A 24,018-nucleotide genomic window follows, 5' to 3' on the forward strand; every position below is an offset into this window, starting at 1 on the left:
TGCCGGAGGGTCACATCCCATGTCTTTTTTTCAGGCCCCGGAACTGGTCATAGGATATCCCAAGGTTTGCTGCGGCCTGTTTCTGGTTGAACCGGGTTGCGGTCAGGGCCTGGGATAAGCGGAAACGCTCAAGGGCAAGCACTGCCTTTTTCAGCGGCAGACCAGCCAGTTGTGCCAGCGGCAGAACTGCATCTTCACTGGGGGCAGATGACTTTTCTGTGCACTGGACCGCCTTTGTATCAGCAGACAGAGAAGTTGTCCGGTTTTCAGCCAGTTCGGTTGAGGATGTCCCAGGTCCGGGCAGGGGGCCGAAGGGCGATGCAAACGGTGAAAAATCAATCCGGGTAATGACCGGGCCGTTTGTCCGATACACAGCGCGTTCCACCACATTTTTTAATTCCCGGACATTACCGGGCCATGCATAGGTTTCAAGGTCCCGGACCGCTTTTTTTCCAAATTGCGGCACCTGATCAAACCCCAGTTCAAAGGCCATGCGTCCGGCAAAATGATCGGCAAGCAGCATGACATCTCCTGTGCGCACCCGCAACGGGGGGACATAAATCACCTCAAAGGAGAGACGGTCCAGAAGATCCTGCTTAAAAAGGCCGAGCCGGACCATTTGGGCCAGATCCACATTGGCAGCCCCCACGATGCGAACATCGGTATGGACAGGATTAACTGCCCCCACCCGTTCAAACCGGCCGTATTCAACCACCCGAAGAATTTTTTCCTGGACTTCCATGGGAATATTTCCGATTTCATCCAGGAACAGGGTGCCGCCGTCAGCCTGTTCAAACCGTCCGATCCGGCGGGTACCGGCTCCGGTAAACGCACCTTTCTCATATCCGAAAAGCTCGGATTCGATCAGGGTGGCGGTTAAGGCCGCGCAATTCAGCGTAACAAAAGGCTTTTGCCAGCGCCGGGATAAAAAATGAAGCCGTGCGGAAGCCAGTTCCTTGCCTGTGCCCCGCTCTCCTAAAATCAGTACAGGCCGATCAATGGGCGCGACCCGGGAAATCTGCTCCTGGAAACTTAAAAACGCTTCGGACTGGCCCAGGGCCTCGGACATGCTCACAGGCCCGGTGCTGTTATCCATGGAATCGGTATATGCCACCACCACCTCCGGCTATGGTCAATTAAACTAAATCTTAGCATTCCATACCATATTGCAGGTTATTTCACCACCCAAAATGCACCATCAAAAGAGATAACCATTTGAGATGCAAAGAGAATATAAATCTCATACCTTGTGGCACATTTTCTGCTCTTCTGCTCTGATAAAGCTTGAAAACAACAGGCGCAAAAGAATTCAAAAAATCTACAAAAGGAGAATACAAATGGGTATTTTTACACGCTTCAGAGACATTGTCTCTTCAAACATCAACGCCATGCTGGACAAGGCCGAAGATCCTGAAAAGATGATCAAGCTCATGATCCGGGAAATGGAAGACACCCTGATTGAGCTTAAATCATCCTGTGCCGGCACCATTGCCAATCATAAGAAAGTGGAACGTTTAGGGCAGGAGACCCGGGAAAAAGAGGTGTTCTGGAACGAAAAAGCAGAACTGGCAGTGACCAAAGGCCGGGATGACCTGGCCCGCCAGGCCCTGATGGAAAGACGCAGATTCAGCCAGCGTTTGGAAGTGGTGGACGCAGAACTCGTGGATCTTGCGGTCCTGGTGGATCAGTACAAAGACGACATTACAGAACTTGAAAACAAGCTGAAATCCGCCCGGGAAAAACAGCGCATGCTGGTACAGCGGCATATCCGGGCCCAGCATAAGAAACGGGCCAGGCAGGAAATCCGCAGGGCAGACTCTTCCGAAGTGATCAAGAAATTTGACGAGATGGAAAATCATATTGAGCGTATGGAAGCTGAAGCTGATTTAGTTGATTTCAGCAGACGATCCAGTCTTGAAACCGCCTTTGATGACCTGGCAGCTGACGAGGAGATCGAAAAGGAACTGAATGCATTGAAATCCTCCCAATCCGGAACAATTAATGATACAAAATCCCAGAACTAACCCTGACAATGTCAAAGGAGGGATATGAGCGGCGTATTCATTGCAATGATCTGTGTCGGCGGGTCAATACTGGCCCTGATTACCCTGGGAATCATCATTATCGGTATTATCCGGACAGCCAGAACCGGAGGACTTTCAAATCATGATAAAGATACCCGGGCCGAAGAGACAAGAATGATTCAGGACATATACAATGCCCTGCCAAAACTGGAGGAACGGGTTGAGGCCCTTGAAACCATACTCATCGAACGTGGGCACCAGAACCGTTAACAGCGGTTGGCAACATGCCTGAAAGGATAAAAAATGAGATACCATAAAAACCGTTATCAACGTGCAGGCAAAGGCATGTGGGGGCGGGCAAAACATGGCGGATTCCGCCAGAAAATGGACCGCCTGACCGCAGCCGAGGGCTTTTACCGTTCCAGGCGGGGCATCATCTTCGGTGTTTGCCGGGGCCTGGCAGAGCATTTCAACATGTCGGTATTCTGGACCCGGGTTGTTGTATTGGTTTTATTTTTATTCACTGGATTTTGGCCTATCGGCGTCCTTTATCTTGTTGCAGGCGTTTTGCTTAACCTTGAGCCTGTCATTCCACTGGAAAATGAAAGTGACGAAGAATTTTATCACGCCTATGCCCGGTCAAGGTCCTCGGCTATCCAGCGGATTAAAAAAAAATTTGACAATATTGATCGCCGGATTCAGCGCATGGAACATACGGTCACGTCAAAAGAATTTGATTTTAAATAAAAATAGTGTTAGGTCAAGCCAAGAGCAATAAACTGCGTTGTTCTTTTCCTTTTTTCGCCTGCCCGGTAACGGGCGGGCGTTTTTTATTCATCAAAAAATTTCATCTGCGCACATGGGAAAAAGTACCTTCTTGTATTTGCAGTTTTAAAGAATTATACATAGCAATTACGTGATTCAAGGGGCACGCAGATGCCAATCATGTGTATCCCGTGATAGTGGGTGGCCTGACCGGTTTGAAATATTTAGGGGAATATCATGACAGACAGTGTTGGACAAAATGTACTTAAGGAACTTTTGGGGCTGCTCAGCCTGGAAAAAATTGAAGAGGACATTTTTCGGGGCCAGAGCCAGGACTTAGGCTATGGCAATGTATTCGGCGGACAGGTCCTGGGCCAGGCATTATCTGCGGCATCCCGCACAGTGCCGGACCATCTTTGTGCCCACAGCCTGCACGGATATTTTCTTCGGGCCGGGGATGCTGCCTGCCCCATTGTGTATATGGTGGAACGCACCCGGGACGGCCACTCGTTTACCACCCGGCGGGTCAAGGCCGTACAAAAGGGCCGGACCATCTTTTCCATGTCAGCCTCATTTCATAAATTCGAAGAGGGGTTTCACCACCAGGACCCCATGCCTGATGTTAAAGGCCCCGACGGCGTGGAAAGTGATTACAATATGATCGTACGCTATGCCAGGAATATTCCTGAAGATATTGTAAAAAAACTGTTGTATCCCAATCCCATTGAACTGCGGGTCGTCAATCCGGTAAATCCCTTTCATCCTGTTCCCATGCCACCGGACAAATATGTCTGGTTCAGGGCCACCGGCCCTTTGCCTGACGATGCCGCAACCCACAGGTACATGCTGGCCTATGCATCGGATTTTCACCTGGTCCCCACAGCCCTTTATCCCCATGCCAAAACCTTCTGGTCCCCGGACATGCAGGTGGCAAGCCTGGATCATGCGATCTGGTTCCACAGGGATTTTCGGATGGACGACTGGCTGCTCCATGTGATCCACAGTCCCAATGCGGCCATGGGCCGGGGACTTAACCACGGTTCCATCTACACCCGGGACGGCAAGCTTGTGGCCAGCGTGGCCCAGGAAGGACTGATCAGAAGGGTGGAGAAAGACAAAGTATGAGGTGAATCCTGGGCCGTGTCACTGCTTTTGTGCAATCAAACCGGCTCTAATCGTGCGTATCAGATTTGCAAGCATCAGCAAAATCAGGGCCCAGAACACCACCCAGGCCACGGTGTCAAATTGCGGCCCGCCTGCAATCGCTGCATACACATAGGGCAGCAGGGTATTGATCAGAACAATAATCCCCCAGACCAGCACCTTGGGCCATGCCATGACCTGGCCGGTCAGGGCGTTAATCAGGCGGGAACAGCCCACAATAAATCCGGGTACGGTGATCATGTCAAAAAATAGAAATACCAGGGGATCAATCCCCCGGCTTTCCAGAAGGCCTTTGAATACGACATACTTTACGATGTCGTAGCACCACAGAAAACACATGCCTCCAAATTCATGGGATTTTCTGATGTGTATGATCAATTAAATATTTTCCTTGACCACATGAAAAGAAATTTTGGATGCAGTGACAGAGCTTCGGCCCGAATGAAGAAAAGAGACAATCCAGATGCCCTGGAAAAAAAGAATCATACCCGGATGCCACAGGGCTTTAAATCCGTTATCCAGGGAAACGGACATTTCAGGATCAGGGAAAAAGGCCAGCAGCGCGATGGTATAAGCAATGGCTGCCAGGGCCATGATCTGATATATGGAAAATTTGCGTTGGCCCCTGAAATCCGCCCGGAAAAATTCAGACACCACCCGCCAGATCTGGGTCACTGCCAGGGTTTCCACAAGGGCTGTTCCGGCAAAACCCCGGAGAAACAGAAAGGTTCCGACAAGGCCGGATATCGCATAAATAACGGCGGTGATCATCTGGATGGGAATCATTTTTTCACCGGCCATACCCGAGGCATAGGCTACTTTTTTGGTATCCCCGGTAAAGACCACATTAAAATGTTTAAACAATTTGCGGATATGCCTGGAACACTGGCCCAGGGGCTTGCCATAGCAGCAGCCAAAGCTTAGGCAGGCAAGACGCCCCAAAGACTCTCCAAACGTATAACCAATGCTTAAACAGGCCATCATCACGGCAACGGGGATATGAAATTTGAAAGCTGTTCCCAGCGTGGCATTCACCAGCATAATGATCCAGGGTGCGGTTACCACACCGGTAAACACGGCCCCGCCAATGGTCAGGGTGGCTTTTTTCTTTTCAACAACCCGGGCAACAATTTTAGACGCCGGAATGGTCACGGCCAGCAGCAGAATCGTCAACAGCACCAGCACAGAAATGGGCATCCCGGCCGATGCAGCCAGAACCACGGCCATCATCACGCCAAAGGTGTAAGCATTGGCGGACAAAAGTCCGTACCAGGTCAGATTCATTCCCCGCCACTGGCTTTGGTCCAGCTTTTCCAGCGGGAAAGCCGCCACCATCTGCCACCTTTCTTTGGGCAGGGTTTTAAATCCCCATCCCAGAACAATACCAATGAACAGACCCAGCCCAATAACAAAAAAAGAGGGTGTCATTACAGATCTCCAAATGTTGCGGTTTCATCACAAGGGCAAGCATGGCCGATACCTGACCGCACGGCCACGTCCGTTTCCGCAAGGGGTCTGCCAAACCCGTCACTGAAACGGCTGCTCACGTCGGCGCGAACCTGATTTTCCAGCAAGTCTTTGGAAAAACAGATACGCTGTTTTTGAAATATAACAATGGTTGTGGAGGACCCCGGGCGGTACAGGCTTTTGGGGCACCCCTTTTCCATGAAAAGTCCGGGCACCACAGGCTGGGGATTTTCATATCCCTTTTTACTGTAGCACTGGACAATTTTTCCGATCATCATGGCCACCACTTCCACCATGCACACAAGCCCGCATCCGGTGCCTCCGGGCACATCCGTATCAATGATGGTGACCACCCGGCGGTTTTTAGAGTAGGGCGTCACCTCACGTACCACAGCCCCGGGATTGCAGGAGTGAAAATGCCCGTCTATTTCGTAAACATCCAATACCGTTCCTGCCACGGGCGTATGGTTATAATGATATTTATCCGGGGTAAGCCGGGTCAGGGCAAAACTGCCCTGGTCAAAGGCGTTAAGCCACTGGGGCTTATCCCGGCCGATAAGCTCATAGAAATCAAAGAACTTGCCTTTAATAAAAAGGGCTGAGTTTTTTGAAAAGGCCCCCACCAGAAGACGCGAGTCTGACGGTGAGACCACCGCATCAGTCCGTTCAGGCATGGGGCGAAGCTGTTCATAGCGAATTTTACGTTCAAAAACTTTTCGAAGGGTATCAAGGGTTGCAGGATCCCCGATCACCTCACTTAAATCAATGCCTTGGGCAGCCAGGAAACGTTTCGCATCGGACGGGGGCTTGAAAAAAGGCAGATCATAGGAAACAGCCCCGATCAGGCTGGACATCCGGGCTGAAATCATCAGATGAAACAAAACGGAGGCATTTTCCCGAATTGGCGAGTAAATGGCATTGATAACAGGATCTGCCTTAAGGGTTTCGGTTCGGACCTGCCTGGTTTTACGGTCTATATATTGATGTTTCATCGTGCTAATTCTCCTGCCAGGCCTGCATCTCCCGGCTGACCACAAGGACGATCAGGTAAATAAACTTCTTAAGCGTTTCAGGCGCACAGGTGTCGTCCATGAAATCCTGGCGCATGGATTTTAAAAACTTGAGGATATCCCGGCTTCCCAGAATCTGCCCAAGGGCCTGCCCGTAGGAGGCATCCCGGTATCTTGCCCACAGGTCGATCTGCTCAAAGGCCTTGCTGAGCAGGTCAAATCCCTGGCTGATATGGGCCGCTCTCAGGGTCTGGGCGTAATAGCTTTCCGCTTTTGTATTAAATAGCGAGCCATTCATGGACATGGGCTTATGCTTTCCGGAGCTGTCAAGAATACCCTGGGTGATCCGGCCCCATGCCGCATAGGTCTGCGGCATATTGACCCGGTTGTCAAGATCGTCCAGAACGGGTGAGCAGTTTAATGCCGCCACAAGGTCGGCCCCTTCGGTCTGAACCAGGGTGATCAGGGCCCGCTGGTATTCCCGGACCAGCACCCGGGTGTAACCGGGATACCTGTGGCTTTGCCGGGTTTTAGCGGTATTTTTCAAAATTTTGGCCAAAAACTGATTCCGTGTTCGGGTTTTGACAAAAAAAGTGGGGATGCCAATGGCTGTACAAAAAAATATCTGGCGGCGTTCACTTTCAACGGTTGGGGAATCCGGTATCATGGTATGATCGACCTGCCGGGAATAGATATACTTCTGGGCCAGGGCCGTGATCAGAATCTGCAGATCAGCAGCCTTGCCCATATCCCTGACAACATTTTCAAACACGCTGAAGTAACGGTGTTCAAACCCGGAATACCCCATCTGGTGGTATTTCCTCAAACGAACCAGCTGGTACAGGGCCATGCGCTCGTCAAATACGCCCATGTCGGTCAGATCTTTTTTAAGGCCTGCCTCGCTTTCCAGACTGCCGTTCAAGGCCGGGCTTTGGAAGGTGCTCATCACCGAGGTAAAATAGTCAATGAGCCGGCCATCCGGAACAAAATCCCCTTTCAGCCTGAATATATTCGCAATCAGACGGTCCAGCCACACCGGGCCAAAGGGGGTCAGGGCCTGGCCCATGACCTTGAGATGGGCCTTTTTCTTCCACCGCCGCCAGATCATGCGCAGATGGGTATGGGTCAGTTCGTGGGGCATAAAGCCTAAAACCCGTTCCGGGTGAAACTCCTGGAAATCAATCCTGTGGGGGGCAGCCGAATAGGTGGTGGCAAACAGGGGCAAAAAATGCTCCCAGATTTTTATGGCCAGATCTCCGGTATATTTTTCATCCAGGGCCGTAAACCCTGAACCCGGATCAGACATGCACCGGGACAGTTTGACACTGCCAAGACTGATATGGGTGCCGTTATTGGCCAGACTGACATTAGAGGTGTTGGGGAGCACCACAAGGTTGGAGTTGATGATGCCTGCCTCCTTGAGCTGGGCCACGGCATTGAGCTGACTGCGGGACAACACCTTGTGGCAGACACTCATGTACTCTTTTTTATCTTCCCCCCGGTCCCATCCGGACAGGCACGGGCTCATGAATAATTCGCGGTAAAACGCATCTGAAATAACATCGTTAAGCCGTTTCTGGTCCCCGGGCGGGGTGGCGGAGAAAAAAATCTTTACCTTCTGGCCGTTTTCATTAATCTCAAACTTATGCCCGGCATAGGCTACCAGGGCCTGGGTAAGAAGAAAACGAAGCAGGGTTTCGGCAGCAAGCTTCTCTCCCAAATTCCCTGAACCATCTGACTTTACCGGATAAAAGGAAAAAAGCTCAGGCGAACTGTTGTCATTGGAAAAATGGGCCAGCATTTTTTCGCCCCAGGTTTTGACCGGTTCCGGCACACCATTGTCATCGCCAACCGCATCGGCCAGGGCCAGCTTGAGCAGATAGGAGACAGGCACCCGGACCTGATTTTCTCCGTTTTTTTCAAACACGAAACAGGCGGCATCCCTGCGGTATTCTGATGCGGGAATGGATTTATCCGCCTTAAGATCTTTGTTAAACACCTGATTGGCAAACCGGTTCAGCACCCGGCGGGGAAACCACACCCAGGAATTTTCCCAATCCTGGCCATCCTTATCTTTGAGCAGACGTTCCAATGCCATGACCCGCCGCTGGGGCGTTTCTCCGGTTCTGGCCTGTTCCACAAGATTCCGGTAATAATTGGATGTTTCAATGACCCGGGCCAGGTCGATATTTTCCCGTTTCCCGGCAACCACTGCCTGAAATTCATTTTCAGCACCTGCCGTGGCATCCCCGGCCATGAACGGCAGGGTCCGGACAAAACTGTCCAAGGTCTGGTCATCCAGGCCCACAGCCGCGCTGATCCGATCCAGACGCCGGGCCATGTCAAACGGCGTGGACACTTTGTTTTCGTTACGTTTTATGGCTGCAATCATGCTGGGGAGTCATCCTGTCAGGAATGTTTGTGGCTATTCAACGTTAAAGAAAATAGTATTTTATTATTACATTAGTGTTACAAGGGTGCTAAGATTTTATGAAATAATTGTATGTATGAAATAAGGATGGTTTTTTTATAATCTGGCACGCTATAATCAGGCAGGATAACGACAATGGTTGTCTTATACCTTGTGGGGTGCCCTAAATTTGCGTTGTGGCACAAAGGAGGGAAAATGGCTCAAGGAGATGGATTTATAATGAATGAGGCGAAAACGGGTGGATCAGCCCCTGAAAACGCACTGCCCAGGGTCGAGTTTTCAAGTTTTATTTTATCTTTGTATTCATCCGGTCTTGTACAGCTCGGAACCGTGGAGGATCCCTCCACCGGGAAAAAAACAAAAAATCTGGAAATCGCCAAACACACCATTGATATGATTGCAATGCTCCAGAATAAAACCTCAGGAAATCTGACCAGGGATGAAGAAAATCTGCTTGCCGCCCTGCTCAGTGAACTGCGCATGGCCTATGTGGCGGCCAAGGCCTGATGCAAGTGTACCTTTCTCCTGCTAAAATCAATTTATTTCTTTATATCACGGGCAGGCGCCCTGATGGCTACCATGAGCTGTTTTCCCTTATGGTCCCTTTGACACTTGCGGATCGCCTGGAGATTGTCCGGTCAGGCAACGGCATCAGGGCTGTGTGCAGCCATCCGGATGTACCGGAAGATGATAGAAACCTGGCATGCAGGGCCGCAGCCCTTTTCAGGTCTGAAATGATTGACAGGAATGCCGATTGTGTTTTTCATGATCTGACAATTCACATTGAAAAAAAAATCCCCGTATGCGGCGGACTTGGCGGGGGCAGTTCCAATGCAGCCTGTGTACTCCTGGCTTTGAATGAACTCTGCGAAACGCCTTTGTCCACAGATGAACTGATGCGTTTGGGCCTGACCCTGGGTGCAGATGTTCCTTTTTTTATTTCCGGAGCCCCGGCATTCGCCTCCGGCGTTGGGGAAAAACTTGTGCCCTGCAGATTCATGCCAAACCTGTCGGTGATTATTGTCAATCCGGGTGTGCCTGCCTCAACAGTAAATGTTTTCAGAAAGTTAGAATTTGGATTGACATTTACCCCCTCCTATACTATAAAACCGAGTTCGAATGCGTTGCCATTCGGAAAAAAGCTTGATGGCAGGGAAATTTTGCATAACGATCTTGAAGGTCCGGCGTGCAATTTATACCCTGAGATCGGTACTGCAAAAAAAGAGATGGCGTTGTTGCTGGAAAGAAATATATATATGTCTGGAAGCGGCTCGTCTCTTTTTGCTCTTTACTCGGACCACAAAGTGGCCGAAAGGGACTATGAACGGCTTTCGCAGGTCCGGTCGGAAAATATGAAATTTATTTTTCTTTCCAGGATCGGGCTTTGGAATGGCTGCTGTAAACAAAAGAGTTTTGGGGCGTCGTCAAGCGGTAAGACACAGGGTTTTGATCCCTGCATTCAGAGGTTCGAATCCTCTCGCCCCAGCCAAAATTTTAAAGGGCTATAAATGCTTGGAAAACAAAGAGGTCTAATATGAATGGCCTGTCAATTTTTGCCGGAAATTCAAATGCCCCCCTTGCAGAAAGAATATCGGAATATCTGGCCAAGCCTCTGGGGCGATTGAAAGTCAACCGGTTCAGCGACGGGGAAACCCAGGTCGAAATTCATGAAAATGTACGTCGGCGGGAAGTTTACGTGATTCAGTCTACGTGCAAGCCTGTGAACGACAATCTGGTGGAGCTTTTGCTGCTTGTTGATGCCTTCAGGCGATCCTCTGCTGCCCGGGTGACCGCTGTAATTCCCTATTTCGGGTATGCCCGCCAGGACAAGAAGGTCTCTCCCCGGGTGCCCATCAGTGCCAAGGTGGTTGCAGAACTGCTTGAAAGAACCGGTGTTGACAGGGTCATCACCATGGATCTTCATGCCGGACAGATCCAGGGGTTTTTCAATGTGCCTGTGGATAATCTTTACGCAGCCCCCATTATTATTGACGATATAAAAACCCGTTTCAGTGATGACATCATTGTCGTGTCTCCGGACGCAGGCGGTGTGGAGCGGGCCAGGGCCTATGCCAAGCGCTTAAATGCCGGGCTTGCCATCGTGGATAAACGCCGTAGCGCACCCAATCAGGCCAAGGCCATGGCCATTATCGGAGATGTGGAAGGCAAAATTGCCCTGGTTATTGACGATATGGTGGACACGGCCGGGACCCTGACCGAGGCTGCCGGCGTTATCAGGGAAAAGGGTGCCAAGGAAGTGCATGCCTATTGTACCCATCCGGTATTATCAGGTCCGGCCATTGACAGAATAACACAATCATCTTTGAACTCCCTTGTTGCAACGGATACCGTCCCCTTGTCTGAAGAGGCCCGTTCCTGTAGCAAAATAAAGACGCTTTCCATTGCAAAACTTGTCGGGGAGGCCATTATGCGCAGCTACAGGGGAGATTCTGTAAATTCTTTATTTGTATAAAAAGATATATTTGATCAACCTGTCTTTTTTGTGAAAGGGCGGGTACGAAAGGGTTAAAATGGAACTTATAGAATTAAGTGTCGCAAAAAGAGAGAGCACCGGAAAGGGTGCTGCCAGAAGATTACGGGCCGACAAAGCTATCCCGGGCATTGTTTATGGCGCAAAAATTGAGCCTGTAAAAGTATCGATTGATGTTAACACCTTTGATAAGGTGATCAGGGATAACGGCACCACGGGTCTTTTTTTTGATTTGAAAATCCAAGGCGAGACCAGCAGAATGGTTATGCTCAAGGATATCCAGATGGATCCCTTTGGCCTGCGTTACCTGCATATTGATTTTCATGAAATTGATATGGATGCAAAAGTCTCCATTGTCGTTCCGGTTGAAACCGAAGGTGTCTGCGCCGGCGTCAAAGAAGGCGGTATGCTCCAGATCATCCGTCGTGAGCTTGAAGTGCTTTGCAAACCCAAAGATACCCCCGAAAGTGTTAAACTCGATATTTCAAAACTGGAAATCGGGGATTCCATTCATGTGGCAGATATTGATTTGGGAACCGAAATTGAGATTCCTTTTGACAACAATTTTACCGTAGTCACCATTGTTCCGCCTGCGGGTAGCTCGGATGATAACGAAGGTGAAGCTGAAGAAGCTGGTGTTGCTGAAGCCGCTGCTGAATAGATCCAACACCTTTTTGACGTTTTAACCACAGAACACACGGAAATCATAGAATTTTATCTTCAGTGCCTTCTGTGATTCCGTGGTTAAACTTTTTCATATAAAAAGTATAAGTCATGGCTGACTCAAAACGACTATTAGCGGGTTTGGGAAATCCTGGAGATCAGTATTCCCAAACCCGTCATAATATTGGCTTTGATGTAGTTGATGCTTTGGCGGATCGGACCGGGTGCTGTGTGAACAAGGAAAAGTTCAATGCCGCTTACACCGGCACACGCATGGGGCTTCAGGATGTTCTCCTGGTCAAGCCCCTTTTGTATATGAACAGAAGCGGCATCCCCATCCAGAAGCTGGCAGCCTATTTCAAAATCGATATAGCGGATATCATTGTGGTCCATGATGACATTGATCTTGCCTTTGGAAAGATAAAGATTGTGCAGGGCAGGGGACATGGGGGACATAACGGCATCCGTTCAATCATTGATGCCTTTGGCCAGAAGGCATGTGTCCGGGTTCGGGTGGGTATTGGCCGGCCTGGCAATGAAGGATCCGTCACCGGACATGTCCTGGGCCGGTATGCCCCTGACGAGCAGGCCTGTCTGAATCAGGTTATTGATGACGCCTGTGACGCCTGCGTCTCTATCCTGGAAAAAGGGATCGTCAAGGCCATGAATCTCGTTAATTCCTCCCGATAACACGCTTTTTTACTTTGCCTGGGAACCGTGTTTACAAAAGTTGTCAATAAATTAATAAGTTGACAATATTGTTTAAATATGGTTCTCTGCCTGAGAATGGATAACCTGTATCAAAATAATAAGGTGGGCATAAATGGCAAAACAATCTGGAGCAATCCAATCTGGGGCAATCAGGTCTGGGGCAATCAGGACTGAAGTAACTGGCAAGTCAACCAAAAAAGCGTTTTCAAAGGGCGACATGGCGGTCTATCCTGCACACGGTGTCGGCTGCATTGAATCCATCGAAAGCCAGGAAATAAACGGGGATACCATGAATTTCTACATGATGAAAATCGTGGAAAACGGTATGACAATCATGATTCCTACATCCAATGTCGAATCCGTAGGTTTGCGGGAAGTTATTCCTGAGACCGAGGTGCCCCAGGTTTACGAGGTGATGCAGAAAAAGGCCCAGGCCAGTGACAACCAGACCTGGAACCGTCGTTACAGAGAATACATGGATAAGATCAAAACCGGTTCCATATATGATGTGGCCGAGGTGTTCAGGGATCTTTTCCAGCTTAAGCTTGCAAAAGACCTGAGTTTCGGCGAAAGAAAACTTCTTGATACTGCCCAGAATCTTCTGGTCCAGGAACTTTCCATGGCCAAGGATGTTGATGAAGCGCTCATGATAAAAGAAATTGAAAATTTGTTCAGCTAAACACCTTGATCCTGATAACACAAACAACCCGGCAGGTGTCAATCCATGCTGGGTTTGTCTTTTTTCATGCACCTGAAGATAGAAATTTCGCCGGATCAGGCGGGTGCCAGGCTTGACCAGGCCGTAGCTGATTCCCAGTCCCGGATATCCCGCTCCAGGGCTGCACACCTGATCTCCCAGGGGGTGATTACGGTGAACCACGGATGTAAACGCCCCGGTTATAAAGTTAAGCTGAAAGACCTGGTTGAAGGGGAGATCCCTTCAACAGATCATCAGGATAGAAAACCCCTTCTCCCGGAATCCATTCCTTTGAATATCCTCTATGAGGATGACTATATTCTCATGATTGATAAGCCTGCAGGCCTTGTGGTGCATCCCGGGGCAGGGAATGATTCCGGTACCCTGGTCAATGCCTTGATTGCCCACCATCCGGGCTTCAGCGAACAAGGCTGGGACAGGGACCGGCCAGGTATTGTTCATCGCCTGGACAAAGATACCTCCGGACTGATGGTCATTGCCAAAACCCTGAAATCCCTTGAATTTCTCCAAAAGGAATTTAAGCAAAGGCGGGTGGAAAAGCATTACCTGGCCCTGGCCCGGGGAGAAAATATTCCGGATGCGGGGGTGATTGAGCGCCCCATTGGCCGTCACCCTTTTCATCGCAAACGCATGACTGTTCTGGATGAGAACGGCAGATACGCAAAAACCCGGTTCAGTGTCATTAAACGTTTTCGTTCGGGGTGTCTTATGGATATCCGGCTCTATACCGGCAGAACCCATCAGATTCGCGTCCATTTTTATGATCAGGGCATGCCCCTTTTCGGCGATTGCATTTACCAGCCGCGATCATCTATGAAAAAAGTCCCCGGGGTGCCGCGTCAGATGCTTCATTCCTGGACCTTGTCCTTTCGTCACCCTTATTCAGGTGTGCGCCTCTATTTTGACGCGCCCATGCCCGAAGATTTCAAAACCGCTTTGCTGCATCTGTCCGATGCCCCCTGATTTTTTTTCGGCTTACGTTGCTTGATTTAACCGGCGCTGGGATTCGGTCCAGTCAATGCGGCTTAAAAGCCCCCGGATAATTCTGATATCCCTGGATGACAGACCCGCGTTGGAGAAAATTTTGCGATAGGTCCGCAGCAGATGATCCGGGTTCTGGGGGTCCAGGTAATCAATGTCTAAAAGCGTTTTTCTCATGTGGGCAAACATGGATTCCAGTTCTTCTCCCCGGGCAGGGGCTTTAACCCCGGGGTCCTGGAAATTTTTTGCAGCCCCGGATTTAAGGGATGCTTCGTAGAGCAGCACAGCCAGGGCGTGGCTCAGATTCATGGACGGGTAGCTGTCATGGGTGGGGATGGTGATAAAATACCGGCACAGGGCCAGATCCTTTGTCTCAAGGCCGGTATCCTCCGGTCCCATAACCAGGGCGCTGTGATGTTCCTGTTTCTGGGCTTGTATCCTGGCCCCTGCCGTGGCAGGTGTTAAAAAATCTTTTCTGTACTTGCCGAACCTGCGGGTGGTGCCATAGGCGGAATGGACGTCGGAAAGCGCCTGTTCCAGGGTGTCAAATATTTGCGCCTGTTCAAGAATATGAAAGGCGGACAGGGCCATTTTTTTGGCTTCAAGGGATTTATAGGCACTGCAGGGGCTGACAAGACGCAGCCGGGTGCAGCCGAAGTTCATCATGGCCCGGCATACCCCGCCAATATTGATGGGGCCCTGGGGACGGACCAGGATAACAGTGAGATGGTCCATGGTGTTTTTATCACTGGGCATTGGGTTTTAAGTTTCCGGGGGATTCCAGAATCAGGGTGACAGGCCCCTGGTTGATTAATGACACGTCCATATTGGCCTGGAATTTTCCTTTCTTGACTGCAACGCCCAGTGAGGCTGCCCTTGAGGCAAAAAATCGGTAAAGCCGGCATGCAGGCTCAAGGGGTGCTGCATCCGTGAACGAGGGGCGCCGTCCCCTGCGGCAGTCTCCCATAATCGTAAACTGGGAGACCACCAGAAGCTCGCCCTTGACATCAACAAGAGACCGGTTCATTTTTTCCTTGTCATCTTCAAAAATTCTTAAGTTGATAATTTTATCCACCAGATATTCGGCATCTTTTTCTTCGTCGCCACGGGCCACGCCCAAAAGTACCACAAGTCCTGTGCCAATGCTGGATATGATCGTGTTGTCTACGGTAACGCGGGCTTTTTTAACCCGTTGGACAATGGCTTTCATGGGTCTCCTTGAAGATTTCTCCGTTTTAAATCCGGGGGATAAAAAATTCAGGCGGGCGTCATGCACCGGGGCCTGGGCCAGGTTGTGGAAAAGCCCATATTTTTTAAGGATTGAACAGCCCTGTCCACAAACATGCCTGCCTGTTCTTTGCTGTGTGCGTCATCTCCGGGAACCACAGGGATGCCCAGGGCCTTTGCCCTGGCCAGAATTGTCGAGGCCAGATAAGGTGTTTTTTCCCCTTTGGCAAGGGGGCGCAGGTTGTAATCCAGCACCAGCCCAAGATCCTTGATCATAGAAAGATTGCGCTGGATACGCTCACCAATTTCGGGTTTGCCAAGCCGTGCTTCAAAGTCCGGATCGTAAATGCGTATCAGATCAAAATGGCCCACAACAAAAGGATGCAGGTCCAGGATCATTTCATACTGGGTGTCAAAATAGGCCATATACATGGCATCAAAGCCGTTGAAATCATTGGCAATGGCCTCATAGTCCTGCCTGGAATAGTCAAAACATCTGTCATTGAGATGATGGACCGATCCCACAATATAGTCGGGATTAAATTCCCGGATCAATGACCGCACCTGGGCAGGGCTTCCGGTAACGGTTTCGGTCTCAAATCCCTTAAATATCCGGATATCTGACTTATATTTTTGCCTGAGCCGTTCCAGCTCAAGGAAATACCTTGAAAACCGGTCCCCAAGCGCCTTGACCGAAAGGCCTTGCTCAAGCTCATCCGGGTAGAGGAAGCGGTGTTCGGGCGGGGGCATGTGCTCACTGATGCCCACGGCTTTGAAGCCTTTGCTGATATAGGCTTTTATCAGGTCTTCAAGGCTGTCCTGGGCATGGCAGCAGAACTGGCCTGAATGGCCGCCATGAAGGGATATGAGTTTGGAATCAATCATTTCAGCGGACTTTAACACCAAGCCGGGGTTAAATCAAGGTTCGGATTATCCGGGTTGTTGGTGTAGCATAGGTTGCCCGGTCCATTGTTTTTACATCAAGGTTTTTTTGCCTTTTTTCCGGCTTTGTGGAACCGTTTTTGCCGGGTTTTCAGTAATTCCGGACGCAGGGCCGACCCCCTGCCTGACAGGCTGGGATTGGTCATGAAGAAGTTATGGGCATTAAATGCCTCTTTGCCCGGGACGGTTCGGGTGTAGGTGCCGTCATTATTCAGGATCCAGCTTTGTTCATTATCCCTTAAATTGGCCACCATAATCTGGTCCAGGATCTGGCGGTGGACCGTGGGGGTGAGGATGGGCACCAGGGTTTCAATGCGCCGGTCAAGGTTCCTGGGCATCCAGTCTGCTGAGGATATATACACCTTGGCATGGGGAGAAGGCAGTTCATGACCATTGCCAAAGCAGGCAATCCTGGAATGTTCCAGAAACCGTCCCACAATGGATTTTACCCGTATGTTTTCGCTGACGCCGGGGATGCCCGGCCGCAGGCAGCAGATGCCCCGGATGACAAGGTCCACCCCAACTCCTGCCTGGGATGCCTGGTAAAGGGTATCAATGATCTCGGGATCCACAAGGGAATTCATTTTTGCCCAGATATGGGCAGGCTTCCCCTGTTCGGCAAACTCGATTTCTTTTTTTATATTTTCAACGATGCGTTTGCGCAGGGTCAGGGGCGCAATGTCCAGGATTTCAAGGCTGGCCGGCTTTGCATATCCGGTCATGTAGTTGAAGATCTGCATCACTTCGGAGCAGATTTTCGGATCATGGGTGAAAAAGGAGAGATCGGTGTAAATTTTGGCCGTGATGGGATGGTAGTTGCCTGTGCCAAGGTGGGCATAGGATGTAAACTTTCCGTCTTCCCTGCGCACGACCAGGGAGAGCTTGGCATGGGTCTTCAGGTCAATGATGCCGTAAACCACCTGGGCCCCGGCAAGTTCCAGCTTTCTTGCCAGTTCAATGTTGGCCTCTTCATCAAATCGCGCCTTGAGTTCAACCATGGCGGTAACATTTATTCCCGCCTCTGCCGCTTCCACCAGGGCCTGGACAATGGGAGAATCCTTGCTGGTGCGGTAGAGCGTCTGCTTGATGGAGACCACGTTGCTGTCCTGGCTGGCCTGGCGGATGAACTGGACCACCACATCAAAGCTTTCATAGGGGTGGTGAACAACAATATCCTTTTTTAAGATGGCCTCAAAGCAGTCCCCGCCGAAATCCCGGATTCGCTCCGGGAACCTGGCATGGTATTTTTTAAACATCAGATCAGGGCGGTCATCGCAGATCAGTTCCTTGATGGCGGACAGCTCCACATGATCTGATTTGAACACATCCTCGGGATTCATTTCAAACTGATTCGTGATAAACGTGATTAAATTGTCCGGCGTGCCGGTATCCACCCGCAGGCGGATTACATTGCCCCGGCGGCGACGGTTCAAAGCGGACTGGAAGGTACGTACAAGGTCTTCAGCGGCCTCATCGATTTCAAGTTCTGAATCGCGGATGACCTGAAAAACCCCTGATCCCGTCAACCGGTATCCGGGGAACAGGTGATCATAGAACATGCTGATTACCGATACCAGACGGATAAAGCGAATGGCCTTGCCGGGTATCCGTATGTAGCGTTTGAGCTGGGACGGAAGGATTACAAGGGCGAACATGGCATCCCCGCTCTCCTCATCTATAAGATCCATGATCATGCCATGGCCCAGGTTGGGAATAAAGGGAAATGGATGGGCAGGGTCCACAGCAAGGGGGCTGAGTACGGGGAACAGTTTTGTCTGAAATTCCAGGAGCAGGTTTTCCCGGTCTTCCATGGTAAGCTGTTCGGGCCTGACAACAAAAACATTGGCTGCCTCCAGATCTCTGGTCAGACCCCTGATGCAGTCCCGGGTGATGTCGTTGAGCTTGATGACGGCTTCTTCTATGGCTTTAAGTTGTTCCAATGGGGTCATATTGTCCGGGCTTGCACTTGCTGCGCCTTTGTTAACCTGGGCTTTGAGACCCGCTACCCGGACCATGAAAAATTCGTCCAGATTGGAGGCGGAAATGGACAGAAAACGAACACGTTCCATCAGGGGGTGGTTGGGATTCAGGGCTTCTTCAAGCACCCTGCGGTTGAACTGGAGCCAGGAAAGCTCCCTGTTGATATAGCGATTGGTCGTGGTCACATCAATGATTTCTTCTAAATTGGTTTCCTCTACATCCGTATCCGTTTGCATGCGTATTCCACCGCTCCTTTAACAATCATATATCATTATAAAAAACTAGAGACAAGATACAGGAAACAAGAGGGCGAAGCGCCTGGGGCGCCCATTTTAGCCCCGCATTGTTGGCGTCTTTAGTTTCATTGTTCGTTGTGGTCTTGCGGCCCATGGGGGTTGTCTCATATCAGTTATGTTTTGAGTCAAAACAATGTTGTATGTATATCAGTGAATTACTAAAATTGTGTTAGCGTTGAACGAAAATCAATCTTTATATTATCAAGTCAAAAGCCTTATTGATAACGCCTTAAGAGAACCATCAATAATAACAGGAAAAAGGTTTAAAAAGGAGACGTCATGACAGATAAAAATTATCCGGTTTCAGCAAAAACAAAACCGGCCTGCAGCAAAAAAAACGCGCTGCAGGCCGGTTTTGTTTTTTTGTTTAAACGTCGCTTGGTTTCTAATCTTTAAGTCTTGGCAGCACCATATTGAGCAGAACGCCAAGCACACCGGCAAGACCGATGCCGGACAATTCAAAATTGCCGAATTTGATGGCCATCCCCCCGATGCCGGAAACCAGAATCAGGGCAATGATGCTCAAGTTCCGCGGTGCCACAAGATCTTCCTGGGCCTGGACAAGGGTGTTCAGTCCTACCACGGCAATGGCCCCGAACAGCAGCAGCATGATACCGCCCATGACAGGGGAGGGGATGGTCTGCAGCAATGCCCCCAGTTTACCGATAAAGGCCAGCAGGATGGCGGTGATGGCGGCCCAGGTCATGATGGCCGGGTTAAACGCCCGGGTCAGGGTCAGCGCACCTGTGACCTCGGAGTAGGTGGTGTTGGGTGGGCCGCCCAGCAAGGCTGCCAGAGACGTGGCAACACCGTCTCCCAGCATGGTGTTCTGGATGCCGGGATCTTTTAAGTAATCCTTGCCTGTGACCCGGCCGATGGCCACGATATCACCAAAATGTTCAATGGCCGGGGCAATGGCCACGGGAATAATATAGAAGATGGCATGAAGGTTCCACTGGGGTAGAACAAAGGCGGGCATGGCAAACCAGGGCGCCGAGACCACGGCATCAAAACTGACCATGCCCATGACAAGGGCCACAATGTATCCCACGGCAATGCCCACCAGAATCGGGATCAGCTTTATTATGCCCTTTGCAAATAAGGAGACCAGAATTGTGGCTGCAAGCGCAATAAAGGCCACAGTCATGGCTGCGGCCTTGGAATAATACTCACTTCCGCTTGTGGCCATCCCCACTGCCACCGGCGCCAGTTTCAAGCCGATGACCATGATGACCGGACCGGTTACCACCGCCGGCAGTACCCTCTGGATAACTTCGCTGCCGCGTATCCTCACCAGGGTGCTCAGTATGATATAAACCACGCCGGCAGCAGCCAGACCGCACATGGTGCCGGGAATACCCCAGGTTTTGGCACCGTACTGGATGGGGGCGATAAAGGCAAAGGACGAGGCCAGAAATATCGGCACTTTGCCCCGGGTAATGGCCTGGAACACCAGGGTGCCTAAACCCGCAGTGAACAATGCCACATTGGGGTTCAATCCTGTAAGCAACGGAACCAGCACCAGGGCGCCAAAGGCTACAAAGAGCATCTGGGCACCCAGGAAACAGTCTTTAACCTGGAAGTTGTAATCTGTGGATGACGGCAGATTGTCGGGCATTTACCTATTTTCCTTTTCGAAGATTAATTTGTTATCAGACCATGGACATATGTTTGGATGAAAAATTGCCCATATGCAAGGCGCAAGAAAATTTGAACCGGAGCATACTAATGTATGTGAGGATTCAAATTTTTGCAGCAACGCCGCAGATGGGTGATTTTCCATTCAAACATTATTTTGTGCCAAATATTTTATCCCCGGCATCCCCTAACCCGGGAAGAATATAGCCCAGGTCATTCAGGCGTGCATCAATGCTGGCGGTATAGATGTCAACATCAGGATGCTTTTTTTCCAGTGCTGCAATGCCCTCGGGGGCAGCCACAAGGAAAAGTCCCTTGATTCTTTTGCATCCGGCTTCTTTGAGCAGGTCAATGGTGGCGATCAGAGTGCCGCCGGTGGCCAGCATGGGATCCAGAATCAGGGCGGTGCGCTCTGCCATGGCCGACGCTGTTTTAAAATAATACTGTACGGGTTTCAACGTCTCTTCGTTTCTGTAAAACCCCACCACAGACACCTTGGCAGAAGGGATCAGGTCGAGCACCCCGTCCATCATGCCTAAGCCCGCCCTTAAGATGGGAACAATCGTAATTTTTTTGCCTTTTATTTTTTCGACCTCAACTTCTCCTGCCCAGCCCTGTATAACTCTTTGTTCGGTCCCAAGATCCTGGGTTGCTTCGTAGGTAAGCAGGCGGGCCACTTCCGAGGCAAGTTCCCTGAAATCCTTGGTGCTGATGTCCTTTTGGCGCATCAATCCAAGCTTATGTTTTATTAGAGGATGGTCCTCCACATATACGGGCATATCGCCTCCCTTTGTTTTGAAAAATTAATATCCAGAAAAATCCCGCAAAGATTAGTGGACACGGAATTTTTAGTCAAGCCCATTTATACAGGGGCCCAGGGCAATCCGCATTGGTTTTTTCCGGGGGCTAAATCCATAAGTGCAAAACATTGGCCAAAACGCACCACAGCACCACAATGATTGGAGAGACCCGCCATACGCCAAGCAGGCCAAATGCGACGATCGCGATGGCTAAATCCTTTGGGCCAGTTATTCCGGACGTAAAGATCGGGTCATACAGTGCAGCCCCTAATATACCTACCACTGCCGCATTTACGCCCGCAATCGCTCGATTTGCAGCGGGATTGCGGGAAACGGCGCCCCAGAAAGGAAGAACTCCGGCAACCAGGAGGAACCCTGGGAGAAACATGAAGACCAATGCTGTAGCCGCCATGAAATATGCATCACCCCCGGGAGACAACGCCGCACCGAGGTAGGCTGAAAATGCAAACATGGGTCCGGGAATCGCTTGGGACGCGCCATATCCGGCCAGAAACTGACCGGGTGACACCCAGGCAGAGGAAACAACGGAATCCCGGAGCAAGGGCAGGACAACATGTCCCCCGCCAAAAACCAGGGCACCTGCGCGGTAGAACGCCTCTGCAACCGAAGAAAAATCAGGTTTTCCAGTTGCAAGCAGCGGCAGGCCTGCCAGAAGGCCTGCGAAAATGAGAAGGAGGATGCTGCCGACGCGTGGACCAAATGAAACTTGAATTGGGTTCGTGTCGCCGGAGGTACATATACCACGAAGAAAGAACGCGCCGGCAACAGCGCCCAACGCAACGACGAGCACCTGTGTCCACGCGGATGAACCGACAAGTAACACTGCAGACGCCAGAACGGCGATCACTCGCCTGGGGGTATCGGGACATAACTTTTGGGACATGCCAAGTAAGGCATCAGCAACCACAGCGCAAGCCACAAGCTTCAAACCATGAATCGCAGCCTGCCCGGCCGGGCCTGCCAGCAGTGTCAACGCTGCCGCGAAGGCAACTAACAGCAGTACTGACGGCAAGGTAAAGGCCAAAAAGGCCGCAACCGCACCTGGCAGACCCGAACGCAGCAGTCCGAGGCTGAACCCCAATTGGCTGCTGGCAGGGCCTGGCAAAAATTGACAGATCGCAAGAAGTTGACCGAACTGGTCCTCACTGATCCAGCCACGGCGTTCGACAATTTCAGCCCTGAAGTAACCTATATGTGCGATGGGTCCGCCAAAAGATGTCAGGCCAAGCTTCAAGAACGCCAAGAAGACCTCGCTCGTGCTGCCGGAGTTCATTCTTTTCTTATTCACTTCAGGAAAACTTATAAGGACGATTTATAAGGCTGATAATCCGTGTACCCGTCAGGTCCCGGGGTGTACCATAAGGAGGTATCTTCCCAAGGATTCAGCGGCCAGCCATTCTTTAACCGTTCCGGCAAGTCCGGATTGGTAATATAGGGTCTGCCAAAAGCTGCCAGGTCCGCATCTCCACTTGCGATTCGTTCTTCTGCCAATTCTTTTGTGTATCCGCAATTTCCTATAATAAGACCTTTGTATATCTTCCGGAACTCGGATAATGTCATGGGGTCTCCCTTTTCATGGAAGCCAAAGGCAAGGCCATCCATGATGTGCAGATAACCCAGGTTCAGTTTATTCAGTTCTTCTGCGACATACAGGAAGGTCTGTCTGAAATCACTGCTGCCCATATCGTTAAAATTACCATTGGGGGATATCCGGACACCCACCTGTTCCGGAGACCAGATTTCTAAAGTCGTATCCAGTATTTCTTTTAAAAAGCGGAATTTATTTTCAAGGCTGCCCCCGTAAGCATCGTTTCTGAGATTTGTTTTTGAATCAAGAAATTGATTGATCAGGTACCCGTTGGCCGCATGCACTTCTATGCCTGAAAAACCAGCTTCTTTTGCATTCATGGCTGCTTTCCGGTAATCATCCACGGTGGCTTTAATTTCACCAATGGTCAGGGGACGGGGCATTTCATACTCTTTTTTTCCCAGAGGCGTGTGGATGCCGTCACCTTCCAGTCGGACAGCCGAAGCCGAAACCGGAGCATCTCCATTGTGGAAATCGCTGTGAGAAGCTCTGCCGCAGTGCCAGAGTTGTAAAAAAATCGGGGTACCTGTGGGTTTTAATTTCCGGGTGACTTTTTGCCATCCCTCTACCATTTCCCTGGTGTATATTCCCGGGGAATCAACCCACCCGATGCCTTGCTTTGAAACCACAGTTGCTTCCGTAATGCATAACCCGGCCGATGAACGCTGAAAATAATAGTCCGCCATCAAGTCATTGGGTATGCGCTCGGATCCGGCACGGCCCCGGGTCATGGGCGCCAATACAATTCTATTTTTTAAGTTATAGCTTCCTATTGAAACAGGATCGAATAAACGTTTCATGTTAAAGTTCTCCTTGATTAAGGCGGTTGATTCATTTTAACCGCAATTTTAAAATTATGATGAACACGTAAAAAGTTCAACTCTGCTTTGGATTTATTAGGTTGACGAACCGAAAAACGCTTACTACAATTACCGCCGATTATTGATAACCGAGCAAGACTTCCATAAAAATGATATGGTCCGGCAAAAGATGGATAATGATGCACTCAAAAAGGGTGTGTGCCAAAAATCGATTCAAGCCTGCTCTTACCGGTATTTAAATCGACCGTAAAACAAATCACCACATTATCTCTCCCGCCCG

Annotated in this window: 23 protein-coding genes, 1 tRNA gene and 1 pseudogene; 12 read left to right on the forward strand and 13 right to left on the reverse strand. The window is 50.3% G+C overall.

Going from position 1 to position 24,018, the window contains the following annotated elements; genetic code table 11:
- Positions 1 to 10 precede the first annotated feature (10 nt).
- Positions 11 to 1,114, reverse strand: coding sequence for a phage shock protein operon transcriptional activator (gene pspF, locus Q366_RS01150; protein ID WP_156968080.1), 1,104 nt, complete (start codon positions 1,112 to 1,114; stop codon positions 11 to 13).
- Between the two features lie 223 nt (positions 1,115 to 1,337).
- Between pspF and pspA the strand changes: the two genes are divergently transcribed.
- The 4 genes from pspA to tesB all read left to right on the forward strand — a co-directional run bounded on the left by pspA (position 1,338) and on the right by tesB (position 3,914).
- Positions 1,338 to 2,024, forward strand: coding sequence for a phage shock protein PspA (gene pspA / locus Q366_RS01155; protein WP_035235568.1), 687 nt, complete (start codon positions 1,338 to 1,340; stop codon positions 2,022 to 2,024).
- A 24-nt stretch (positions 2,025 to 2,048) separates the two neighbouring features.
- Positions 2,049 to 2,294, forward strand: a complete 246-nt coding sequence (locus tag Q366_RS01160; protein WP_035235569.1) for a phage-shock protein — start codon at positions 2,049 to 2,051, stop codon at positions 2,292 to 2,294.
- A 33-nt stretch (positions 2,295 to 2,327) separates the two neighbouring features.
- Positions 2,328 to 2,771, forward strand: coding sequence for an envelope stress response membrane protein PspC (gene pspC, locus Q366_RS01165; protein ID WP_035235570.1), 444 nt, complete (start codon positions 2,328 to 2,330; stop codon positions 2,769 to 2,771).
- A gap of 255 nt (positions 2,772 to 3,026) precedes the next feature.
- Positions 3,027 to 3,914 (forward strand): acyl-CoA thioesterase II, encoded by an 888-nt coding sequence (tesB, locus tag Q366_RS01170; RefSeq protein WP_035235571.1) that lies wholly within the window; start codon positions 3,027 to 3,029, stop codon positions 3,912 to 3,914.
- 18 nt (positions 3,915 to 3,932) lie between these two features.
- Here tesB and Q366_RS01175 read toward each other — a convergent pair whose 3' ends face one another.
- From Q366_RS01175 to Q366_RS01190, 4 genes are read right to left on the reverse strand one after another with little or no spacing between them, the layout of a single operon-like run.
- Complete coding sequence (locus Q366_RS01175; protein WP_245619838.1) at positions 3,933 to 4,331, reverse strand: hypothetical protein; 399 nt, start codon at positions 4,329 to 4,331, stop codon at positions 3,933 to 3,935.
- Positions 4,332 to 5,381 carry a prolipoprotein diacylglyceryl transferase family protein gene (locus Q366_RS01180; protein ID WP_035235572.1) on the reverse strand — a complete coding sequence of 350 codons (1,050 nt, stop codon included), beginning with the start codon at positions 5,379 to 5,381 and terminating at the stop codon, positions 4,332 to 4,334.
- Positions 5,381 to 6,412: a phosphatidylserine decarboxylase gene (locus Q366_RS01185; RefSeq protein ID WP_035235573.1), complete on the reverse strand. Its 1,032-nt coding sequence runs from the start codon at positions 6,410 to 6,412 to the stop codon at positions 5,381 to 5,383. Before Q366_RS01185 ends, Q366_RS01180 begins: the two co-directional genes overlap by 1 nt.
- A gap of 4 nt (positions 6,413 to 6,416) precedes the next feature.
- Positions 6,417 to 8,822, reverse strand: coding sequence for a hypothetical protein (locus Q366_RS01190; RefSeq protein WP_035235574.1), 2,406 nt, complete (start codon positions 8,820 to 8,822; stop codon positions 6,417 to 6,419).
- Between the two features lie 258 nt (positions 8,823 to 9,080).
- On the opposite strand from Q366_RS01190, the gene Q366_RS01195 reads away from it, so the two are divergent.
- The 8 genes and pseudogenes from Q366_RS01195 (at position 9,081) to Q366_RS01235 (ending at position 14,407) form a co-directional block, all read left to right on the forward strand.
- The gene (locus tag Q366_RS01195; RefSeq protein ID WP_051957746.1) at positions 9,081 to 9,368 is read left to right on the forward strand and encodes a DUF1844 domain-containing protein; all 288 of its coding nucleotides are present in this window, start codon (positions 9,081 to 9,083) and stop codon (positions 9,366 to 9,368) included.
- Positions 9,368 to 10,186 (forward strand): annotated as a pseudogene (gene ispE / locus Q366_RS19970) (4-(cytidine 5'-diphospho)-2-C-methyl-D-erythritol kinase); the annotation flags it as partial. The gene Q366_RS01195 and the pseudogene ispE, both read left to right, overlap by 1 nt.
- Before the next feature lie 89 nt (positions 10,187 to 10,275).
- Positions 10,276 to 10,350: transfer RNA gene (locus Q366_RS01205), tRNA-Gln, on the forward strand.
- A gap of 45 nt (positions 10,351 to 10,395) precedes the next feature.
- Complete coding sequence (locus Q366_RS01210; RefSeq protein WP_035235577.1) at positions 10,396 to 11,334, forward strand: ribose-phosphate diphosphokinase; 939 nt, start codon at positions 10,396 to 10,398, stop codon at positions 11,332 to 11,334.
- Positions 11,335 to 11,392: 58 nt separating this feature from the next.
- Positions 11,393 to 12,013, forward strand: a complete 621-nt coding sequence (locus tag Q366_RS01215; RefSeq protein ID WP_035235578.1) for a 50S ribosomal protein L25/general stress protein Ctc — start codon at positions 11,393 to 11,395, stop codon at positions 12,011 to 12,013.
- 113 nt (positions 12,014 to 12,126) lie between these two features.
- Positions 12,127 to 12,705, forward strand: a complete 579-nt coding sequence (gene pth / locus Q366_RS20655; protein WP_084691651.1) for an aminoacyl-tRNA hydrolase — start codon at positions 12,127 to 12,129, stop codon at positions 12,703 to 12,705.
- Positions 12,706 to 12,838: 133 nt separating this feature from the next.
- Positions 12,839 to 13,405 carry a CarD family transcriptional regulator gene (locus Q366_RS01230; protein ID WP_035235581.1) on the forward strand — a complete coding sequence of 189 codons (567 nt, stop codon included), beginning with the start codon at positions 12,839 to 12,841 and terminating at the stop codon, positions 13,403 to 13,405.
- 45 nt (positions 13,406 to 13,450) lie between these two features.
- Positions 13,451 to 14,407: an RluA family pseudouridine synthase gene (locus Q366_RS01235; RefSeq protein ID WP_245619839.1), complete on the forward strand. Its 957-nt coding sequence runs from the start codon at positions 13,451 to 13,453 to the stop codon at positions 14,405 to 14,407.
- 12 nt (positions 14,408 to 14,419) lie between these two features.
- On the opposite strand, the gene Q366_RS01240 is transcribed toward Q366_RS01235, so the two are convergent.
- From Q366_RS01240 to Q366_RS01275, 8 genes are all read right to left on the reverse strand, one after another.
- Positions 14,420 to 15,181, reverse strand: coding sequence for an RNA methyltransferase (locus Q366_RS01240; protein WP_035235582.1), 762 nt, complete (start codon positions 15,179 to 15,181; stop codon positions 14,420 to 14,422).
- Entirely contained in the window at positions 15,171 to 15,635 is a 465-nt protein-coding gene (gene dtd / locus Q366_RS01245; RefSeq protein ID WP_035235583.1) for a D-aminoacyl-tRNA deacylase, read from the reverse strand. The genes Q366_RS01240 and dtd overlap by 11 nt, the downstream gene beginning before the upstream one ends.
- Before the next feature lie 47 nt (positions 15,636 to 15,682).
- Positions 15,683 to 16,537, reverse strand: coding sequence for a histidinol-phosphatase (locus Q366_RS01250; RefSeq protein WP_035235779.1), 855 nt, complete (start codon positions 16,535 to 16,537; stop codon positions 15,683 to 15,685).
- Positions 16,538 to 16,632: 95 nt separating this feature from the next.
- Positions 16,633 to 18,810 carry an RNA degradosome polyphosphate kinase gene (locus Q366_RS01255; protein WP_035235584.1) on the reverse strand — a complete coding sequence of 726 codons (2,178 nt, stop codon included), beginning with the start codon at positions 18,808 to 18,810 and terminating at the stop codon, positions 16,633 to 16,635.
- Between the two features lie 445 nt (positions 18,811 to 19,255).
- Entirely contained in the window at positions 19,256 to 20,488 is a 1,233-nt protein-coding gene (locus tag Q366_RS01260) for a uracil-xanthine permease family protein (protein WP_035235585.1), read from the reverse strand.
- 172 nt (positions 20,489 to 20,660) lie between these two features.
- The gene (upp, locus tag Q366_RS01265; RefSeq protein ID WP_035235586.1) at positions 20,661 to 21,287 is read right to left on the reverse strand and encodes a uracil phosphoribosyltransferase; all 627 of its coding nucleotides are present in this window, start codon (positions 21,285 to 21,287) and stop codon (positions 20,661 to 20,663) included.
- A gap of 127 nt (positions 21,288 to 21,414) precedes the next feature.
- On the reverse strand, positions 21,415 to 22,602 hold the full coding sequence (gene chrA, locus Q366_RS01270; RefSeq protein ID WP_035235587.1) for a chromate efflux transporter: 1,188 nt from the start codon (positions 22,600 to 22,602) through the stop codon (positions 21,415 to 21,417).
- A 26-nt stretch (positions 22,603 to 22,628) separates the two neighbouring features.
- Positions 22,629 to 23,717 (reverse strand): alkene reductase, encoded by a 1,089-nt coding sequence (locus Q366_RS01275; RefSeq protein ID WP_035235588.1) that lies wholly within the window; start codon positions 23,715 to 23,717, stop codon positions 22,629 to 22,631.
- Positions 23,718 to 24,018: the final 301 nt, after the last annotated feature.

The organism is Desulfobacter vibrioformis DSM 8776 (assembly GCF_000745975.1).
In the GTDB taxonomy this organism is placed as follows: Bacteria; Desulfobacterota; Desulfobacteria; order Desulfobacterales; family Desulfobacteraceae; genus Desulfobacter; species Desulfobacter vibrioformis.

What these genes read in the sequence shown, in the direction of transcription:
- pspA (WP_035235568.1), top strand. Translation starts at nt 1,338, where the DNA reads ATGGGTATTTTTACACGCTTCAGAGACATTGTCTCTTCAAACATCAAC.
- Q366_RS01160 (WP_035235569.1), top strand. Translation starts at nt 2,049, where the DNA reads ATGAGCGGCGTATTCATTGCAATGATCTGTGTCGGCGGGTCAATACTG.
- pspC (WP_035235570.1), top strand. Translation starts at nt 2,328, where the DNA reads ATGAGATACCATAAAAACCGTTATCAACGTGCAGGCAAAGGCATGTGG.
- tesB (WP_035235571.1), top strand. Translation starts at nt 3,027, where the DNA reads ATGACAGACAGTGTTGGACAAAATGTACTTAAGGAACTTTTGGGGCTG.
- Q366_RS01180 (WP_035235572.1), bottom strand. Translation starts at nt 5,381, where the DNA reads ATGACACCCTCTTTTTTTGTTATTGGGCTGGGTCTGTTCATTGGTATT.
- Q366_RS01185 (WP_035235573.1), bottom strand. Translation starts at nt 6,412, where the DNA reads ATGAAACATCAATATATAGACCGTAAAACCAGGCAGGTCCGAACCGAA.
- Q366_RS01190 (WP_035235574.1), bottom strand. Translation starts at nt 8,822, where the DNA reads ATGATTGCAGCCATAAAACGTAACGAAAACAAAGTGTCCACGCCGTTT.
- Q366_RS01195 (WP_051957746.1), top strand. Translation starts at nt 9,081, where the DNA reads ATGAATGAGGCGAAAACGGGTGGATCAGCCCCTGAAAACGCACTGCCC.
- Q366_RS01210 (WP_035235577.1), top strand. Translation starts at nt 10,396, where the DNA reads ATGAATGGCCTGTCAATTTTTGCCGGAAATTCAAATGCCCCCCTTGCA.
- Q366_RS01215 (WP_035235578.1), top strand. Translation starts at nt 11,393, where the DNA reads ATGGAACTTATAGAATTAAGTGTCGCAAAAAGAGAGAGCACCGGAAAG.
- pth (WP_084691651.1), top strand. Translation starts at nt 12,127, where the DNA reads ATGGCTGACTCAAAACGACTATTAGCGGGTTTGGGAAATCCTGGAGAT.
- Q366_RS01230 (WP_035235581.1), top strand. Translation starts at nt 12,839, where the DNA reads ATGGCAAAACAATCTGGAGCAATCCAATCTGGGGCAATCAGGTCTGGG.
- Q366_RS01235 (WP_245619839.1), top strand. Translation starts at nt 13,451, where the DNA reads ATGCTGGGTTTGTCTTTTTTCATGCACCTGAAGATAGAAATTTCGCCG.
- Q366_RS01240 (WP_035235582.1), bottom strand. Translation starts at nt 15,181, where the DNA reads ATGCCCAGTGATAAAAACACCATGGACCATCTCACTGTTATCCTGGTC.
- dtd (WP_035235583.1), bottom strand. Translation starts at nt 15,635, where the DNA reads ATGAAAGCCATTGTCCAACGGGTTAAAAAAGCCCGCGTTACCGTAGAC.
- Q366_RS01250 (WP_035235779.1), bottom strand. Translation starts at nt 16,537, where the DNA reads ATGATTGATTCCAAACTCATATCCCTTCATGGCGGCCATTCAGGCCAG.
- Q366_RS01255 (WP_035235584.1), bottom strand. Translation starts at nt 18,810, where the DNA reads ATGCAAACGGATACGGATGTAGAGGAAACCAATTTAGAAGAAATCATT.
- Q366_RS01260 (WP_035235585.1), bottom strand. Translation starts at nt 20,488, where the DNA reads ATGCCCGACAATCTGCCGTCATCCACAGATTACAACTTCCAGGTTAAA.
- upp (WP_035235586.1), bottom strand. Translation starts at nt 21,287, where the DNA reads ATGCCCGTATATGTGGAGGACCATCCTCTAATAAAACATAAGCTTGGA.
- chrA (WP_035235587.1), bottom strand. Translation starts at nt 22,602, where the DNA reads ATGAACTCCGGCAGCACGAGCGAGGTCTTCTTGGCGTTCTTGAAGCTT.
- Q366_RS01275 (WP_035235588.1), bottom strand. Translation starts at nt 23,717, where the DNA reads ATGAAACGTTTATTCGATCCTGTTTCAATAGGAAGCTATAACTTAAAA.